Here is a 19291-nt window from a genome sequence, read left to right as displayed (position 1 = left end):
CGGGTCGGCATTCGGCGCCCCTCTCAACACGACTAGGGACGCCACATTCCGTGGCGCCCCTAGCGGGTGCTTGTCAGGCGAACCGGCTACCTGGCGACGAAGACGAAGTCGGCGCCGGAGGGAACCGTGTAGACGGCGTAGCCGCCCTCGTTCTTGACGAACGTCGCCCGCGACGGCGCGACGATCGTCTGGGTGCCGGTCTTCGGCACCCGGATCTCCGCCGTGGTGTTCGTCGGGATCGTCACCTTGAGCTTGAACCGGTCGCCTTCCTTGGTCCAGGAGCTCTTGGTCAGGCCGTGCGGCGTGGCGTAGCTCGACTCGGCGCTCGTCAGGTCGCCCACCGGCTTGGGCTGGATGACCAGCTTGCTGTAGGCGATCGAGCCGGGGGCCGCCTTGATGCCGGCCAGGCCGGACTGGAACCACTCCTCGATCTGGGCGAGGATCATGTGGTTCTTGGAGTCGCCGCGGTTCCAGCGCTCACCCATGGTCGTCATGCCGCCGGGGTTGGCGGTCGTGGACTCCATGAAGAAGCCGTAGCTGGGCTGCTCGTCCTCCTGGATGAGGTCCCACAGAACGTCGTCGCGGTCACCGTTCATCAGCGCGCGCACGGTCGGCGCCATGCCGATGGTGCCGCCGCTGAAGTGCGGGCCGTCGCCGCTCGGGTGGAAGGCGTAGACGTTGGCGACCAGGGCGTTCAGCACGCTCTCGCGCTTGCCCTCGGGCACCAGGCCCGCGTCGAGCGCGAGGGCTTGGGCCGCCTGGGTGGCGCCGGTGGTGCCGGCGTTGCCGTTGGCGGTGTAGTAGCCCAGCGAGTCGTTGAAGAACGCCTGGTTGTAGGAGGTCTTGATGTCGGCGGCGAGCTGGGTCCACTTGGCCACGTCGGCGCTGTTGCCAAGGACCTGGGCCATCTCGGCCATCTTGGTGATCATGATGTAGTAGCCCCAGGTGCCGGTGATCCGGCCCGAGGTCTGCTCGGCGGAGACCCAGTCGGCGAGGGCGGCGTTGACGATGTTGGCGTTGGCGCCGGTGCCGACCTTCTGGCGCTGGATGTAGTCGACGAACTTCACCATCTGCGGGTAGTACTGCGCCATCGTCCGGGTGTCGCCGTAGTACTCGTACAACATGCTCGGGACCAGGATGATCGCGTTGCCCCAGTTGATCTCGTCACCGAACTGGCCGGTGTAGCCCCAGTCGTAGACCGGCGTCTTGAGCGCGACGTTTCCGGCCATGGACGTGTCCGCGACCGACTGCCCTTCGACGAGGTGGCGCATCGTCGTTCGCATGAAGGCGTCGAGGTCGAAGTTCCGGTGGATGGAGCCCATCGGCATGGTGTAGTCGGCGGGGTAGGAGAGCTTCTCGCGGCCGGGGCAGTCGGTGAAGACCGACATGATGTTCCCGGCGAAGGAGTACCGCGCCATCTTGTGGATGCGGTTGACCCGCGCGTTGGAGCTGCTGAACTCGCTGACCTGGGCGGTGTCGGCCTGGAGGCGGACGCCGGTGATCAGGTCGGCCGTGGGGGTGTAGCCCTCGGGCAGGCCGGTGACCTGGACCCACTGCATGCCGAAGTAGTTGAAGTTCGGGTGCCAGACCTCGCCCTCGGCGGCGCCGTAGGCCGTGTAGGTGTTGAAGAGGTTGGTGCCGCGTGAGGTGCCGCCGCCCATCAGGGACGAGGAGTTGACGGTGCCGTTGGCGTTGAGCGACTCCGCCGGCTGCATCTTCACCGCTGTGCCCGCGGGAACCTGCTCGAGGTTGAGCTTCGGCCATCCGACGATGTTCTGGCCGAAGTCGAAGACCCAGGTGCCCGGTACGGGGTTGGTCACCGAGATCGGCTTGAAGGTCTCCTGCTCGCGGACGGGGTCGGCGGTCCGGGCGACCAGCTTGGTGGCCAGGTTCGGCGGCGGGGCGATCCCGGCGCTGACCCAACCGGTGGGCGAGCCGTCACGGCGCTTGGCCGTCGCGGTCAGGTTCGAGCCGGGCTTGTCCCAGCCCGGCTGCTCCTTGCGGGCGTCGTAGTCCGAACCCGAGTACCACGCGTCGGTGACGAGCGGGCCCAGCGCGGTCCGCCACGACCGGTCGGTGACGATCGTGTCGGAGGTGCCGTCCCTGTAGTCGATCTCGACGCGGCCGATGAGGCGCGGGGTCACAGCGGCGCCGGCGGAGGCGTCGCTGGCCGCGAGGTTGTTGCCCGAGCCGGTCACCTTCGCGCCGGTGGGGTGGGCGATCGACAGGGCGGGAGTGAAGGTGATGCCGGTCCCGGCCGCTCCGGCGGTGCCGATCGCGGTGATCGTCCTGGACTCCAGGCGGTCACCGCCCTGGCCCGTGTCGACGTTGACGGTGCCGCCGACGTGGTAGTTGGCGACGCTGTCGACCTTGACGTTCGTCGCGCCGACCGCGACGTCGGCGGTCAGCGTGCCGTTCCCCTTGGGCTGGCTCTGCCACCAGGAGTAGGGCGAGGTGCGGCCTACGGCCGGGTTGGTCACGCTGCGGCGGACGTAGGCGGGGCCGTTGCCGAGTTGCACGCCGATGGTGTTGTCGCCCGAGCGCAGCGCCTTGGTGATGTCGTAGGTGCGGTACTCGCTGGACAACTGGTAGTTGGAGTTGCCCGGCGCGAGCACCTCGTCGGTCAGTTCCTGCCGGTTGATCGTGGTGTGGTGCAGACCGACGCCCGACAGGTAGAGGCGCGCGTCGGCGACCTGCTTGTTCGCCGGGATCTGGAACTGCCGCGCGAAGATCGGCAGCGGCTGGTTCTCGGTGCGGTCGGGGAAGTCGATCCAGCGGGCCTGGCCCCAGTCGCTCTGCTCCAGCAGACCGACGGTCCATCGGGCCGGCGTCGACCAGGCGGACTCCTGCTCGTCGGCGTCCCACACCTTGACGCGCCAGAAGACGGACTGCCGGGAGTGGAGCGTTCCCCGGAAGATGACCCGCTGGTCCGCGCTCCGCACCCGGCCCGTGGTCCAGATCAGGTCACCCGCGGCCAGCTTCTCCGCCGACTCGGCCGCCTGCACCTCGTAGGCGGTCTGCTTGTCGCCGGGGCAGGCCACGACGGCGCCGGGCTGGTGGCAGGCGTGCGACCGGGCCTGTGAGGTCTCGGCGAACTGCCAGCTGAGGACCGGCTGCACGTCGTCCAGCCCGAGCGGGTTGTCATACCGGCCGTCCACGCCGAGCCGTTCGACTTCGACGTTTCCTCCCGGCGCCGCGGCGACGGCAGGGGTGTTGGTGACCATGAACGGCGCGACCACGGCGATGGCAAGACCCATCGCCAGAGTGCGCCGTGAATTTCTGTTCACCGGCATGGCTGCTCCTTCCATTTCCAGTCGGAAATCATCGGGTCCGGCTGTTGAATGCCAGTTCGCAGATGTTCCGTTGCTGAGCGAAATCGGTGGGTCGATCCCCGATGAAGCCGAGGGCTGCCAGGAAGGAGTCCCCAGGCTGGGAGGTCGGTGTCGGCGGAGACCCGGGCCGCGGACACCGACGTTCCCGGTGTGTATTAAATCGTTTTAATGTGCTCATCAATCAACCTAAGCGTTTCATTGGTGAGCGTCAAGACCGAATTCCGGAATCATTTGCATTCGAATGCGGACATGCCGAAGCGCCATTCGGCGCCCATATATCGCCGAATGGAATTGCGTTTTCGCTTAAACAGAGGTCCGGTCGGCGGCCTCGTTCCAGGAGGCCGCGGAACCCTGTGGTTCGTAGTGGTGCAAGGGCTGTGTCGCTGAGATGAGAGATCGAAGGGAGGGCAGGCTGGGGATGAGACCGAGGGATCGGGCTTGAATCCCGATGTTCCCCAGAGCGGTCGCCTCGACCGGCCCGGCCACGACGGGGATGCCCGTGGCGTCGGCGGTGAGCTGGCAGAGGAGCGCGTTCTGGGCGCCGCCTCCGACGATGTGGATGACGTCGGCCCGCTGTCCGGACAACGCGAGGGCCTGGCGGATCGCGGCGCGGTGGCCGAGCGCGAGGCTGTCCATCACACAGCGGACGACCTCGGCCTTGGTGCCGGGAACGGGCTGGCCTGTCTCGGCACAACGCCGGGCGATGTGAGAGGGCATGTCGCCGGGGGGCAGGAAGGCGGGGTCGTTGGGGTCGACGACGCTGCGCAGCGCAGGCAGGCCGGCGGCCTGATCGAGAAGCGCGCCGAGGTCAGCGGGGGCGACCTTCCAGGCGCGCAGCGACTCCGACAGCAGCCACAGTCCCATGATGTTGCGCAGGTGGCGGATGGTCCCGTCGACGCCGGTCTCGTTGGTGAAGTTCGCGGCCCGCGCGGCCTCGGTGAGGATCGGCGCGGTCGTCTCCACTCCGGCCAGGGACCAGGTGCCGCAGGAGATGTAGGCGAAGTCCGGACCCGTGGCGGGTACCGCCGCGATGGCAGAGGCGGTGTCGTGAGAGGCCACCGTGGTGACGGGGGTTCCGCTGAAGGCTCCGGCGCCGGGGAGGAGCCGTCCGGCGGGTGCGCCGGGTGCGCGTAGTTCGGGGAAGATGCCGGCCGGCAGCGACAATGCCGCGATCAGTTCATCCGACCAGGTCCCACGGCTCGTGTCGTACAGGCCCGTGGTCGAGGCGTTCGTCAGTTCGGCGCCCCGCTGCCCGGTCAGCCAGAACGAGATCAGATCAGGGATGAGCAGCAGGGTCTCGGCCTGCGCCAGGAACGGTTCGGCGGCCAGTTGGTAGAGGGTGTTGAAGGGGAGATGCTGCAGGCCGGTGACCTCGTAGAGGCGCTGCGGGGAGACCTGGCGGTGTACTCGCTCGATGACGGCGGCCGTGCGTTCGTCCCGGTAGTGGACCGGATTGCCGATCAGCCGGCCGTTCCGGTCGAGGAGCCCGTAGTCGACGGCCCACGAGTCGATGCCCAGCGAGTCGAGGCGAGCGGTGTCGATGCGCTGCAGCCCGTCCAGGACGTCGGCGTACAGGCCCAGGATGTCCCAGTGCAGGGTTCCGCTCACCCGGACGGACCGGTTCGGGAAACGATGGATCGCGGTGATGTCCAGTTTGCCGTCGTCGACCTCGGCGCTGATGACGCGACCGCTGGAGGCGCCGAGATCGACCGCGGCGATGGTGGCGCTCATCGGCTCGTCGACTCCCGGATGATCAGCTCGGGCTGGAACATGATCTGCTGATGAGCGTGCTCTCCCGGGTTGTCGCACTCGTCGAGCAGCAGTTTCGCGGCGATCCGGCCGAGCTTGTAGGGCGGCTGACGGACCGAAGTCAGCGGAACCGCCGAAGCCACGGCGTATTCGATGTCGTCGTAGCCGACGACCAGGACCCGGCCCGGGACCCTGACCCCCTGCTGGAGGAAGACCCGCAGCACCCCCATGGCGAGCAGGTCGTTGGCGCAGAAGACCGCGTCGGGCAGTTCGGCGAGAAGCCGCTCCGCCGCCTCATGGCCGGCGCGTGAGTTCATCTCGTCGACGATCACCTCACGCAGCGTCCCCGCGCCGGCCTCCCGCAACGCCCGGAGAGCGCCCTTGCGCCGGTCGGCGTTCTGCCGGATGGTCAGCGGCCCGCCGAGGAACACGATGTCGCGGGCGCCGCGTTCCAGCAGGTGGTTGACGGCCAGCCAGCCGCCGGTCACGTCGTCGACCGTGACCGAGCACTGATCGCCGCGAGTGGCCGGATGGTCGAGCAGGACCGTGGGTATGCCCCGTTCCCGCAGCAGCGCCGGGGTCCCTCGGCTGTCACTCACGGGGGTGACCAGGACACCGCGTACCTGCTGCTCGGCGAGCATCCGCATGTTGCGGGCCTCACGCCCCGCCTGACTCGCCGACCCGCAGAGGATCACGCCGTAGTCGCGTTCGCTCATCAGGTCCTCCACGCCGCGGGCCACTTCGGCGAAGAACGGGTTCCCCAGGTCGAGCAGCATCAGCCCGACGATCCGGCCATGACCGGCCCGCAGGCTGGAGGCCGAACCGTTGCGCACGAATCCCAGTTCCTTGATGACCCGCTGAACCCGCGCCCGTGTCTCAGGAGCCACCCGTTCGGGCCGGTTCAGCACGTTGGAGACGGTCCCGGGTGAGACTCCGGCCTGCTGGGCGACCTCCTTGATGCCGACCGTCACGTCACGCGAACCGGTTTCGGATCTTGGCACGGGTGACCTCACAAGGACTCGGCAGAGCAGCGATGCTCGCCACACTGTGGCGGTCCGATTGAAACGTGTCAATAGATCTCACGCCGCAAAACTGCACCCTTGACGAGTCATCGGAGTTAGATCTACGTTCCTCCAGACACGATTTATTAAAACGTTTTTTCTTCATAAGAGGGCGTGAGGGAACATGGGAAGCGACCCCCCTCCCCGGGGCGATCGAGCACTGCTCGAGGTGAACGACCTCACCGTCGAGTTCCCCGGCATCCGAGCGCTGGACTCGGTGCGCTTCGACATCCGGCCCGCCGAGGTACACGCCCTCGTCGGCGAGAACGGGGCCGGCAAGTCGACGCTGTTGAAAGTCCTGGGCGGTGTCCATCGCCCGAGCTCCGGCGAGGTGCGGCTGGCCGGGGACCACTACCGCCCCCGACGGCCCGCCGACGCGCTCGCGGCCGGCATCGCCGTCATCTACCAGGAGTTCAATCTCTATCCCGACCTGACGGTCGCGGAGAACGTCTATTCCGGCCGGGAACCCCATAGCGGGATCTCCAGAGGCATCCGGTACTCCGCGATCAACCGTCGGACCAGCGAACTGTTCGAGGGTCTGGGAGTTCGCATCGACCCCACCGCCACGGTCGGGGATCTGACCGTCTCCGAGCAGCAGCTCGTCGAGATCTGCAAGGCGCTGTCTGTCGACGGCCGGATCATCGTCATGGACGAACCGACCGCCGCGCTGTCGGCCGACGAGGTCACGCGGCTACTGGACGTCGTCCGGCGGCTGCGCGAAGAAGGTCGCAGCGTCGTCTACGTCAGCCACCGCCTCGACGAGGTCTTCGCCCTGGCCGACCGGGTCACCGTCCTTCGCGACGGCAAGCACATCCGCACCTGCGACATCACCGAAACCGATCCCGACGAACTGGTCCGCCACATGGTCGGCCGCGACGTCGAATCGGTCTTCCACCGAGACCAGGTCGGCGGCGGAGAGGTCGTGCTCGAACTGACGGACGTCAGCGCCGGACGGCGGTTGCGAGACGTCTCCCTGACGATCCGGGCCGGAGAGGTCGTCGGCATCGGAGGCATCGCCGGGGCCGGCCAGCCCGAGCTGTCGCAGTTGATCTTCGGCGCGCTGGGCGTCGACTCCGGGACCATGGCGCTGAACGGCGAACCCTTCAGGCCCCGCGACCCCGGCGACGCCATGGCCCGGGGCATCGGGTTCCTGCACGAGGACCGCAAGGCGGCCGGCAACCTGCCCGACCTGTCCATTCGCCACAACCTGACGATCTCCATCCTGGACAGGGTCCGCAGCGCGGTCACCCGATTGATAGCACCGGCCAAGGAGACCGACGTGTACGCCGGCTACCACCGGCGGCTCAACGTCAAGGCGACCGGCCCCGACCAGCTCATCGGCCAGCTTTCCGGCGGCAACCAGCAGAAGGTCCTGCTCGGCCGCGCGCTCGCCCCGGGCGGCAGGCTCCTGCTGCTCAACGAGCCGACCCGGGGCGTCGACATCGGCGCCAAGGCCGAGATCCACCGGCTGATCAACCTTCTCACCGGCGACGGAGCGGCGGTGCTCATGGTCTCCAGCGACCTGCCCGAGCTTCTCGGCGTCAGCGACCGCGTCTACGTCATGGCCGGCGGCGAGATCGTCGGGCACCTCACCGGAGATGACCGGACCGAGGAGAACGTCGTGGCCTGCGCGACGACCGGGCGCCGCATCTTCTCCGAGGAGCGGAGCAAACGATGATCAACACGATCAAGAAGGTGCCGTTGCTGGTACCGCTCGTCCTGGTGGCGGCGATCCTCGCCATCACCACCGACACCTTCCTCAGCGCGGGAAACCTCGAGAACGTCCTGGTGGCGGCCGCGATCCTCGCGATCCCGGGCATCGCCATGACCTTCTGCCTGGCGATGGGCGAGTTCGACCTGTCGATCGGCTCGACGGTCTCTCTGGCCGGGGTCGCCTGCTGCAGCGCGCTCATCGCCGGGCAGTCCCTGGCCTTCTCGCTGATCGCGGCGCTCGGCGTCGGCGCGCTCATCGGCCTGGCCAACGGGCTGGTCATCACCAAACTCGGAGTGACCCCGTTCATCGCCACGTTGGCGACGATGGTGATCGTCCGTGGCGCGTCTCTGGCCTACACCGACGGGCACGACCAGATCGTCAGCTCACCAGGCCTGAAGTACCTGGTCGCGGGCCGCCCGCTCGGCATCCCCATGCCGATCGTGCTGGCAGTCGTGGTCGCCGCCTTGGGCTGGTGGACGATCAACCGGACCCGGTTCGGCCGCTGGGTCTGCGCGATCGGGTCCAACCGTGACGCCGCCCGGATGTCGGGGCTGCCGGTCGACCGCATCCGGATCGCCGTCTACGTCCTGGTCGGCCTGTCCGGCGGGTTGTGGGGTCTGCTGATCTCCAGCCAGCTCCAGAAGGGCAACGGCCAGCTCGGGCTCGGCTTCGAACTCGACGCGATCACGGTCGTGGTCCTGGGCGGCACGGCCCTTCTCGGCGGCCGGGCCTCGGTCATCGGCACCGTTCTGGGCGCGGTGATGATCGAGACGATCAGGAACGGCCTGAACCTGCTCAACACGCCCCCGGCCTACCAGCGCATCAGCGTGGGACTGCTGTTGATCGCGGCCTTGGCGCTGCTGGCTCTGCGCCGCCGGGAGAAGCGCGGAACGAAACCGAACCGGGTCCCGGCGAGGGTCCAGGAGAGTGCGGCATGAGCACCCAGACGACGACCCAGAAGCCCGCGGAACAGCCTGTCACCGGCAGCAGATCGCCGAAGGTCTCCCTGGGCCGGTTGTGGGACACCTGGGGAGTCACCGCACTCCTCATCCTCCTGCTCCTGTGTACGCCGGCCGTCGCGCCCGGCTTCCTGGAGATCGAGAACCTGCAGTCCGTCCTGCGCGAGAGCGCCTACGTCGGCATCGTCGCCGTCGGCATGACCTTCGCCATCGCCAGCGGCGCCTTCGACCTGTCGGTGGGCGGCCAGCTCGCGCTCACCAGCGTGGTCACCCTGATGGCGTTCAACGGAGGGGGGACGGCGGCGGCCGTCGCGGCCGCGATCACCACGGGCCTGCTGTGCGGCCTGGTGAACGCCGGCCTGATCACCCAGCTCAAGGTTCCGCCTTTCGTGGCGACCCTGGGCTCGCTGTTCGTCTTCCGGGGAATCGCCTACCTGCTCACCCAGGACGGCCCCCAGACCCTGCCCTACGAGCACGTCGACTCACCGTTCGCCAAGATCGGCAGCCTCAACCTCGCCGGGCTGCCGGTGCCCTTCCTCATCATGGTCGCCGTGTTCGCGGCGGGCTGGGTGCTGATGCGCCGGACCGCGATCGGCCGCCGCACCCTCGCCTACGGGTCGTCACCGTCGGCCGCCCGGTTCTGCGGCATCTCCGACACCCGGATCAGGCTGTTCGTGTTCGTCCTGGTCGGTCTGACCGTGGGGATCGCCGCACTGACCTACATCACCCGGGTGTGGACCGCCGACGGGTCCGCCCAGGACGGCTTCGAGCTCAAGGTGATCGCCGCCGTCGTCCTCGGCGGCACCGCCCTCAAGGGCGGCAAGGGCACCCTCATCGGCACCTTCTCCGCCGTCTTCCTCGTGAGCGTCCTGAACGAAGTCCTGGTCAGCCAGGGTGTCGAGTCCGCCTACCAGCGCATCGTCCTGGGTCTCGTCCTCATCGTCGCCCTGACCATCGACGGTCTCCGCACCCGCTTCGCCGCCCCCGGCTCCTTCCGCAGGGCGTTGCGCCCAACGTCCTGACCGACCCCCCACCTAGAAAGACACGTCACATGCGCACGAAGAAGATCGTTTCTCTTGCCCTCCTCGGCATGCTGACCCTCGCCGGCTGCTCGGACTCCAGCGAGACCGCGGCCACGAGTTCGGCTCCCCCGGCCGACAAGAAGATCACTGTGGGCTTCTCCGTCTACGACATGCAGTACGAGTTCTTCCAGAAGATGGCCAAGGGCACCCAGGACGCCGTCGCGGCCAAGGGCTGGGACATCAAGCTCCACGACGAGAAGAGCGACGAGAACGAGATGGTCACCGGCGCCTCCGCGCTCATCGACCAGGGCGTCGACCTGCTGATCATCAGCCCGTTCAAGCCGACCGCGCTGGGCCCGATCATCGCCAAGGCCAAGGCCGAGAACGTTCCAGTGATCGTGAACGACATCGGCGGCGGCGGGACCCCGTACGACGCGATCGTCATCTCCGACAACGCCGGCGGCGGCAAGCTGGCCGCCGAGTTCATGGACAAGCAGATCCAGGCCAACGGCGGCGACAGCAAGAACGTCGCCTCCATCACCTGTGAGCCGTCGGCGACCTACGCCGCCCGCCGCAACGCCGGCTTCAAGCAGGAGATCGAAGCGCGCGGGTACAAGGTCGTCGCGGAGCTCTCCGGCAACTCCAAGGCCGAAGAGGGCTACAAGGTCATGAAGGACATCCTCTCGGCCAACCCCGATGTCGCCGGCGTGTTCTCCTGCAACGACCCGATGGGCGTGGCCGCCGCCAACGCCATCAAGGACGCCGGCAAGAGCCCGGTCACCGACATCGTCAGCGTCGGCTTCAACGCCGACCCCGAGGCCCTGACCGCGATCAAGGCCGATCTGCTGGCCGCCACCGTCGCGCAGGACCCCACCGCCATGGGCGCCCTGACCGTCACCCTCGGCGAGCAGGCCCTGAACAAGCAGCCGATCCAGTTCTCCAACGCCGCCGAGCGTGAGGTGTTCAACCCCGTCACCCTCGTGGACAAGACCAACGTCGACTCCATCGGCTGACAGACCGGCGGGTGGGGCCGCGTCGCCCGGCCTCATCCGCCGTCCACGAAAACACACGCTTCTGGAATGCGGGGATTTGAGAGCATGACCGACCTGCCCGCCGGGCTCGACGACCTGGCTATCGAGACGCCCTCATGGGCGTACGCCAACTCCGGAACCCGGTTCAAGGTGTTCGCCCAGAAGGGGGTGCCGCGCGACCCCTTCGAGAAGATCGCCGACGCCGCCCAGGTGCACGCCTTCACCGGCGCGGCTCCGACCGTGGCCCTGCACATCCCCTGGGACAAGGTCTCCGACTACTCCCTGCTCGCCGAATACACGGTCGACCAGGGAGTGCGGCTGGGTGCGATCAACGCCAACGTCTTCCAGGACGACGACTACCTGCTGGGCTCGGTCACCAACCCCGATCCGCGTATCCGCCGCAAGGCCACCGACCACCTGCTCGAATGCGTCGACATCATGGACGCCACGGGATCGCGTGACCTGAAGCTCTGGTTCTCCGACGGCATCAACTACCCGGGCCAGGACGACATCCGGGCCCGCCAGGACCGGCTCTCCGAGGCCCTCGCCGAGGTGTACGCCCGGCTCGGCGACGACCAGCGCATTCTGCTGGAGTACAAGCTGTTCGAGCCGGCCTTCTACGTCACCGACGTACCGGACTGGGGCACCTCTCTGCTGCACTGCCTGGCGCTGGGACCCAAGGCGACCGTCTGCGTCGACACCGGCCACCACGCGCCCGGCACGAACATCGAGTTCATCGTGGCGTCCCTGCTGCGGGCGGGCCGTCTCGGCGCGTTCGACTTCAACTCCCGCTTCTACGCCGACGACGACCTCATGGTCGGCGCGGCCGACCCGTTCCAGCTCTTCCGGATCATGTACGAGGTCGTCAGGGGCGGCGGCCTCGACCCGGCGACCGGGGTGGCCTTCATGCTCGACCAGTGCCACAACATCGAGCCGAAGATCCAGGGCCAGATCCGCTCGGTGATGAACGTGCAGGAAGCCACCACCAAGGCACTGCTCGTGGACGCCGTCGCGCTGCGCACCGCCCAGGACAGCGGTGACGTGCTGGGCGCGAACGCGGTGCTGATGGACGCGTACAACACCGACGTCCGGCCGTCGCTCGCCGCCTGGCGGGAGCAGCGCGGCCTGGACCCCGACCCGATCGCCGCGTACAAGGCGTCGGGCTACTTCGACAAGATCGTCGCCGAGCGTGTCGGCGGCACCCAGGCCGGTTGGGGAGCCTGAACCACCATGAGCGTTGTAGACGACCTGCTGAACCGCTGCCACGAGCTGGGCGCGGACCCTCGCAACACCAACTACGCAGGAGGAAACGCCTCCGCCAAGGGCAGCCAGATCGACCCGGTCACCGCCCAGCCCGTCGACCTGATGTGGGTGAAGGGCTCCGGCGGCGACCTCGGCACCCTCACGGCCACCGGCCTGGCGGTGCTCCGGCTCGACCGCCTGCGGGCGCTGACCGGCGTCTACCCGGGGGCCGAACACGAGGACGAGATGGTCGAAGCCCTCGACTTCTGCACCTACGGCAAGGGCGGCGCGGCGCCGTCCATCGACACCGCGATGCACGGCCTGGTGGACGCGGCCCACGTCGACCACCTCCACCCCGACAGCGGGATCGCGATCGCGACCGCCGCCGACGGCGAGGAACTGACCCAGGCGATCTTCGGCGACCGGGTGGCATGGGTGCCGTGGCGGCGTCCCGGCTTCCAGCTCGGCCTGGACATCGCGGCGATCAAGGCGGCGAACCCGCGCGCGATCGGCGTCATCCTGGGCGGCCACGGCATCACCGCCTGGGGCGAGACCTCCGCGGAGTGCCAGATGAACTCGCTGGAGATCATCCGCCTGGCCGAGACCTACCTCGCCACCCACGGCCGGCCCGAACCCTTCGGCCCCGTCATCCCCGGCTACGAACCGCTGCCGCCGGAGCGGAGGCACGCCCGCGCCGCCGAACTGTTCCCGCTCATCCGCGGCCTGGCCTCGACCGACCGGCCGCAGGTCGGCCACTACACCGACGCCGACGTCGTGCTCGACTTCCTCTCCCGCGCCGAACACCCCCGCCTGGCCGCCCTGGGCACCTCCTGCCCCGACCACTTCCTGCGCACGAAAGTCTCACCACTCGTCCTGGACCTGCCCGCCGACACTCCCCTGGACGTCGTGGCCGCACGCCTGCGGGAACTCCACGCCCTCTACCGGGCCGACTACGCCGCCTACTACGACCGCCACGCGGTCGAGGGCTCCCCCGCGATGCGCGGGGCCGACCCGGCGATCGTCCTGGTCCCCGGCGTCGGCATGTTCTCCTTCGGCGCCACCAAGCAGACCGCCCGAGTCGCCGGCGAGTTCTACCTCAACGCGATCAACGTCATGCGCGGCGCCGAATCGGTCTCGGCCTACATTCCGATCAGCGAAGCGGAGAAGTTCCGCATCGAATACTGGACGCTGGAGGAGGCCAAGCTCCAGCGCATGCCCAAGCCCAAACCACTGGCGACCAGGATCGCCTTCGTGACCGGCGGCGGCTCGGGCATCGGCGCGGCCACCGCCCGCCGCCTGGCCGCCGAAGGCGCCTGCGTCGTCGTCGCCGACCGCGACCTGGACGCCGCCCAGAAGATCGCCGCCGGCCTCGGCTCCCCGGACGTCGCCATTGCCGTGGCAGCGGACGTGACCAGCGAGGACGACATCCGCAACGGCCTCAACGCGGCCGTGCTGGCCTTCGGCGGCGTCGACCTGATCGTCAACAACGCCGGCCTGTCGTTGTCAAAGCCACTCCTGGAGACGACCATCGCCGACTGGGACCTGCAGCACGACGTCATGGCACGCGGCTCGTTCCTGGTCTCCCGCGAGGCGGCCCGCATCATGATCGAGCAGAACCTGGGCGGCGACATCGTCTACATCTCCTCCAAGAACTCCATCTTCGCCGGACCGAACAACATCGCCTACAGCGCGGCCAAGGCCGACCAGGCCCACCAGGTCCGGCTACTGGCCGCCGAACTGGGCGGCCACGGCATCCGCGTCAACGGCATCAACCCTGACGGGGTCGTGCGCGGCTCAGGCATCTTCGCCTCAGGATGGGGCGCCAACCGGGCGGCCGTGTACGGGGTCGAAGAGGACAAACTCGGCGAGTTCTACGCACAGCGCACACTGCTGAAGCGCGAGGTGCTCCCCGAGCACGTCGCCAACGCGGTGTTCGCCCTGACCGGCGGCGACCTGTCGCACACCACCGGCCTGCACATCCCCGTCGACGCGGGCGTGGCTGCGGCCTTCCTCCGCTAACACCGACACCCCTCGGGCGCTCCGCCGGTACCCCTCGGGCGCTCCGCCGGTACCCACGCCGAAGCCTGCATCCCGCCGGCGGCGCGCCTATCGATCGCAGCATCTTCACGAGGCTGCGCACCCCTGCCGCTCGGCGAACATTTCCAGATCGGGGACGCACACGCAGGTAAGGAATGGCTTCTTCGTGCGGCGGTAAGGGATGGCTTCTTCGTGCGGCGCGGCCCCGTGCCTGAAAGCCCCAGCTGGGTCCGTCGACCTCGGTCGACGGACCCAGCTTTGTTTCGCCAAGACAAGTAGCCGCGCCGGCTTCATCCAGGCTGCCGTGTCCCCAGGTTCCATAGAGTCGCGTTTCTGGATCGCCATGCCACGATGGCCGCGTTTCGAACAGCGTCGCGGTATGCGGTTGTTCTCCCTATCGAGGCTTTGGGCATGACGATGAGGATGGGAATCGACATCCAATACACCCCTTGACGACGGGGCGGGTGACGTTTACGTTAAAAGTAACAGAACGATTAAATCGTTTTAACGCACAGAAGGAGGGATGTGTGGAACCTTCCCCACCCCCGTAGACGATGACGTTCCTGTTCGCATGAACATGGCCTTCGCGACGAATCCTGATCACATCTTCTGGAAATCCATAAGAGGTGGGCCAGGCCAGTCTGCGGGAATAGGCTGTTCCTCGATCCCAGGTCGGCGCAGCCATTTCCCGCGAGCGCCCCCTCCTGGTAGCCCTGTCCCATCGACGATAACCGTCCCAACATGCATTTCTCCATGAGTGCCTTCTTCCAGAAGAGCTTCGCCTGTTGGCGGAACCCGGCTCATCCGCCGTGCGCAGCCGCGTCTCGGTTCCTCCGGTCAGCCGGCATAAGAAAGGCCGACAGCGCGACCGCCTACCGTAAATCGTCATCTGACCCAAGCCGGTAGGAAATCCCACCTTCGTCAAAGGCAGCCACACCATGCCGTAAAGCATGGCACGGTCCGAATGGCAGCTGATGTCCAAGCCGACACTCGAGGTCCCGGCGAATCGACACCACACGGCCACATTTGCCGGGCGTGGAAAACGACTACGCCGCCTACGGCGTCCCAGCTGATTCGTTCGCCTTCACGGCAATGCGGCTAAGCCCTGATCATCGCGCAGTCCCCTACGAAAAGCGGGCGACAGCATGCTCGAAATCCCAAGAACTCTGCCCCGCCTCCGGACGCATTCCACTCGTATGGCGGCCGGGTACGTCTCGATGAGGAGATTCCCGTGCAGGATATTCGTGGATCCGGCGCACCCGCAGTAGAGCACCAGCGTCGGTATGTGACCGTCGGCGGGCTGGTGTCCCTCGTCACGGCCCTGGTCGTGGTCATGCTGCCGGCCGGAGGCCCGCTCGCGGCGGCGCTGCCGACCTGGCCGGCGAACCCCAACTGGCAGAGCCTCGTGCCAGGACCGTCCAGCGACGACGTGCGGCCCGTACGCATCGTCCGGACGCAGGGGTCCGTCACCAACGCGGGGGTCCTGGCGGGTCAGGGCTCCGGTTCGGCGGTGCTGACCGTCGCGCCCGGAGGCCAGCCGGCGGCCGTCGTACTCGACTTCGGCAAGGAAGTCGGCGGCACGCCCTACGTCACCGTCTCCGCCTCGACGCCGAGAGCCCCGGCGACGTCGAACACGGTGCGTATCTCGACCAGCGAGGCCCTCGGCTTCCTCACCAACAGCAGCGGCGCGTTCGTCAACGACAGCGGCGCGCAGATCAACCTGACCGTCACCGGCGCCCAAAGGTACACCGGCGGCCTTCGCGGCGGCTTCCGGTTCGCCGCGATCGAGCTGAGGACGGCCGGCACCGTCAGCCTCACGGCCGCAGGGCTGAACTTCAAGGCCTACCGCGCGGGACCGGCGCAGTACCAGGGCTGGTTCATGTCCAGCGACGATCAGCTGAACAGGATGTGGTACGCCGGCGCCTACACCACCCAGATGGACATGGTGCCCGCCGGTGTCGCCCCCTGCTTCACCCAGCCGGTCATCTTCGACGGCGCCAAACGCGACCGCGCGATCTGGTCAGGCGATCTCCTGATCACCAACCCGGTGGCACAGCTGTCGCTGGGCACCAACAGCGTCCCGTACGTCAAGGGCTCCATCAACGCGATCATGAACCTGCAGGCGAACAACGGCCGCCTGACGAGCGCCGTCGGCTTCCGGGGATGCGGCGCCTTCGACTACGCCGTCACCTACTCGGCCTACTCGGCGATCATCGCGGTCCAGTACTACCGCTACACGAACGACACCGCGTACATCACCTCGCTCCTGCCCAGGCTCGAGGCCGCCACGGCCTACCACGCGACCCGGCTCAACGCCAACGGCCTGGTGGTCACCAACGACCCCGACTACTGGCAGACGACCCAGAGCGGCGAGGTCACCGAGTACAGCCTCGCCTACTACGAACTGCTGCAGAACATGATCTGGCTCGAAGGCAAGGTCGGCACCGCGGCCAAGGTCACCGAGTACACCACCAAGGCCGCCGCGCTCAAGACCGCGATCAACACCCGGCTCTGGAACGCCGGCGCGGGCCTCTACAAGCACACCTACACCCGGCCCAACGTGTTCCCGCTCGACGCGAACATGAACGCCATCCGGCTCGGTGTCGCCCCGGCGGGCAGCGTCCAGGGCATCCTGACCTACTTCAAGAACCGCTGGCAGGCCCACGGCAGCCAGATCACCCAACCGGCCCCAAGCATGGCCGACCCCTACGGCCACACCATCGAACCGCTCAACAACACCTGGGAGCTGATGGCACGCATGCTCGCCGACGACAGCGCCGGCGCACTGGACCTGTTGCGCCGCTTGTGGGGTCTGCAGGTCGATCCGAACAGCGGCTTCTACACCGGCACCTTCTGGGAGTTCGTCATGAGCAACGGCCTGCCCGACCGGGGATTCGACAGCCTCGCCCACGCGTGGGCGGCGGGTCCGACCCAGGTTCTCACCGAGTCCCTCCTCGGGGTGACGCCGATCAATCCGGGCTACTCGACCTGGGAGGTCAAGCCCCGCCCGGCCAATGTCACCTGGGCCCAGGGAGCAGCACCGACCGCGCGCGGCGCCCTGACCGTCAGATGGGCCCAGGACAACACCCGGCAGTTCCACCTCCAGGTCACCTCCCCTTCCGGCACCAGCGGCGAGGTCTGGGTCCCCCTGGCCACGGCGGCGGCCACCAGCTCCGCCCTGACACCCGGCGCGACCTTCCTGCGCCGCAGCGGCCTGTACGACGTCTACACCGTGGGAGGCGGAACCTTCTCCTTCAGCTCTGCGGGGTGACACGACGGTCCCGACGAAAGTCTCAGAGCCCCTGCGAGGTGGCCTGCTGAGCCGCCTTGCCGCCGGCAGCCGGGCCGCCTGAGCTGAACCACGAAACCCCGCCTCAGAGACATCTGCGGCGGGGTTTTCGCTGCTCAAGCCCTACTTGAGGAGCTGCCGAGCCATCACCATCCGCTGGATCTGGTTGGTCCCCTCGTAGATCTGGGTGATCTTCTCGCTGGGAACCAGCCACCTGGAAAAATTTCTCGATCAAGCGCGTGAGCAGGGCGAACGCTTGCCGGAAACTTCCATCGTCTTTGGCCATCTTCCGCTCTTCCACGGAACAGCCACGGAACAGATCATGATCGTTGAGCCGTCAATCCGACCCACGGCCAAAGCACGCCGTCCATACGTTCTGTGATGTCACCACCTCACCGCCGTCAGTTCGACTGCACCTGCGAAGCGTGCACACCCATGTGGGCCTCAGGTCCCTTCACCGGCTGGTGGGCGTGACCCCGCCGGCACGCGAAGCAAGGCCAGAAGGGCATCACAACTCGCCCTCGGCCCGGCCAGGTGATCATCTGTTCCTGGTGGCGAGAGGGCGCTTGTGCTTGGGCAGCGCCTCGATCAGCTCGCGGGGCACGTTGATCGTGTCGGCGCTGACCTGCGGCGGCAGGTTGGCCATCCACTGGGCCGCCGATACGTCCTGGAACAGCGGGTTGCGGAACATCTCCAGGAAGACCAGCGGCTCGTCGCCCAGGTTCTCGATGTAGTGCCCGTAGGCGAAGGGCACGTAGCCGACGTCCCCCGCCTGGAAGTCGAAGGTGTTGGCCAGACCGGAGCCGGCGAACACGCCCATGCGGCCGTGACCGGAGATGTAGTACTGCCACTCGTCGTCGGTCGGATGCCAGTGCAGCTCCCGGATCGCGCCAGGGGCGATCTCGATCAGTGCCGCAGAGATGGTGGTGGCCGCCTTGAAGTTCCGCGAGTCGGCGACGCGTACGGTGCCGCCGGGGAATCGCTCGGGCTCCATCGCGAGCAGCCGGTGGCTGAACCAGTCGGGCACGTCGCCGGTGGGGCTGACGACCTTGTCGGATTGGAGGGCGGGCGGCACCTCGCCCTTGAAGATGTACTTCTCCTTCTCCGGCATGGCGGCCATCTGGTCTTCGGTCCAGCCGAAGTTCTTGGCCAGGACACTCTTGGGCGTGTGGGCGAAGAAGTCGCTCATCATGAACGTGGCGTTCTCGGAGAACTGACCGTCGTCGAAGACGAGCAGGAACTCCACGCCCTCATCCAGCGCTTGGATGTAGTGCGGGATGCCCTTGGGGAAGAACCACAGGTCACCCTTGCGGACGTCGTCCAGGAAGTTGCGGCCCTCCTGGTCAACCGCACCGATCCGGCAGCCGCCCTCCAGCACGTACGCCCACTCGGCCTCCTTGTGCCAGTGCAGCTCACGGTAGGCACCCGGGTTGAGCTTCATGTCCACCCCGGCCAGCGTGGAGGCGATCGGCAGTTCCCGTTGAGTGACCTCGCGGGTCCAGCCGCCCTCCTCTATCCGGGTGTGCGCCATCGACATGGAGAACTTCAGGTTCGGAAGCGTGCCGTGGTCGGTGACCGGCGGTGAGAGCAGGTCGGGGTTCTGCAGGTCGAGCTCGATGTTGCGGGGACCGGTGTCGAGGCCGCCGCTGCCATTGCGCTGCGGGTGCGGGATGTTGTCCTGCTTAGGCTTCTTCACGGTGATCGTCCTCCGGATCGCGGCATGGGCGGCGACCCGGGGGCATCACCGACGTGCATGAGCACGAGGTGGGGAATACCCTCCACGTAAATACCTAAAGCACCTCTGACCTGGGCGGACAGAAAGGAGGACATTGACGCGGGGTTCAGGTCTAACCCG

General features: G+C 67.6%; 12 protein-coding genes. 8 read left to right on the top strand and 4 right to left on the bottom strand.

The genetic code is table 11. The features are described from left to right. Window positions 1-86 precede the first annotated feature (86 nt). From AW274_RS15185 to AW274_RS15175, 3 genes are all read right to left on the bottom strand, one after another. Complete coding sequence (locus AW274_RS15185; RefSeq protein ID WP_198169184.1) at window positions 87-3257, bottom strand: alpha-L-rhamnosidase; 3171 nt, start codon at window positions 3255-3257, stop codon at window positions 87-89. Window positions 3258-3635: 378 nt separating this feature from the next. Then, complete coding sequence (locus AW274_RS15180; protein WP_062431643.1) at window positions 3636-5063, bottom strand: rhamnulokinase; 1428 nt, start codon at window positions 5061-5063, stop codon at window positions 3636-3638. Continuing rightward, complete coding sequence (locus AW274_RS15175; RefSeq protein WP_062431641.1) at window positions 5060-6082, bottom strand: LacI family DNA-binding transcriptional regulator; 1023 nt, start codon at window positions 6080-6082, stop codon at window positions 5060-5062. The genes AW274_RS15180 and AW274_RS15175 overlap by 4 nt, the downstream gene beginning before the upstream one ends. 229 nt (window positions 6083-6311) lie before the next feature. Between AW274_RS15175 and AW274_RS15170 the strand changes: the two genes are divergently transcribed. The 8 genes from AW274_RS15170 to AW274_RS40285 all read left to right on the top strand — a co-directional run bounded on the left by AW274_RS15170 (window position 6312) and on the right by AW274_RS40285 (window position 17818). Then, on the top strand, window positions 6312-7820 hold the full coding sequence (locus AW274_RS15170) for a sugar ABC transporter ATP-binding protein (protein ID WP_062431639.1): 1509 nt from the start codon (window positions 6312-6314) through the stop codon (window positions 7818-7820). Further along, window positions 7817-8794 carry an ABC transporter permease gene (locus AW274_RS15165; RefSeq protein ID WP_062431637.1) on the top strand — a complete coding sequence of 326 codons (978 nt, stop codon included), beginning with the start codon at window positions 7817-7819 and terminating at the stop codon, window positions 8792-8794. Before AW274_RS15170 ends, AW274_RS15165 begins: the two co-directional genes overlap by 4 nt. Continuing rightward, entirely contained in the window at window positions 8791-9837 is a 1047-nt protein-coding gene (locus tag AW274_RS15160) for an ABC transporter permease (RefSeq protein ID WP_062431636.1), read from the top strand. Before AW274_RS15165 ends, AW274_RS15160 begins: the two co-directional genes overlap by 4 nt. Window positions 9838-9866: 29 nt before the next feature. Beyond that, window positions 9867-10850 (top strand): substrate-binding domain-containing protein, encoded by a 984-nt coding sequence (locus AW274_RS15155; RefSeq protein WP_083974190.1) that lies wholly within the window; start codon window positions 9867-9869, stop codon window positions 10848-10850. Between the two features lie 84 nt (window positions 10851-10934). After that, window positions 10935-12092, top strand: a complete 1158-nt coding sequence (rhaI, locus tag AW274_RS15150; RefSeq protein ID WP_062431632.1) for an L-rhamnose isomerase — start codon at window positions 10935-10937, stop codon at window positions 12090-12092. Window positions 12093-12098: 6 nt separating this feature from the next. Further along, a complete protein-coding gene (locus AW274_RS15145) occupies window positions 12099-14129 on the top strand; it encodes a bifunctional rhamnulose-1-phosphate aldolase/short-chain dehydrogenase (RefSeq protein ID WP_062431630.1) in 2031 nt (676 codons plus the stop codon). A gap of 1303 nt (window positions 14130-15432) precedes the next feature. After that, entirely contained in the window at window positions 15433-17418 is a 1986-nt protein-coding gene (locus AW274_RS15140) for an alpha-L-rhamnosidase C-terminal domain-containing protein (RefSeq protein ID WP_062431628.1), read from the top strand. 205 nt (window positions 17419-17623) lie between these two features. Next, window positions 17624-17818, top strand: coding sequence for a hypothetical protein (locus AW274_RS40285; protein WP_157520193.1), 195 nt, complete (start codon window positions 17624-17626; stop codon window positions 17816-17818). 156 nt (window positions 17819-17974) lie between these two features. Here AW274_RS40285 and AW274_RS15135 read toward each other — a convergent pair whose 3' ends face one another. Next, window positions 17975-19132 (bottom strand): oxalate decarboxylase family bicupin, encoded by a 1158-nt coding sequence (locus AW274_RS15135; protein WP_062431626.1) that lies wholly within the window; start codon window positions 19130-19132, stop codon window positions 17975-17977. Window positions 19133-19291 lie beyond the last annotated feature (159 nt).

This window comes from Herbidospora daliensis, from assembly GCF_001570585.1.
In the GTDB taxonomy this organism is placed as follows: Bacteria; Actinomycetota; Actinomycetes; order Streptosporangiales; family Streptosporangiaceae; genus Herbidospora; species Herbidospora daliensis.
Note: the sequence above shows the minus strand (reverse complement) of the source record. Positions and strands in the feature narration are given on the sequence as shown.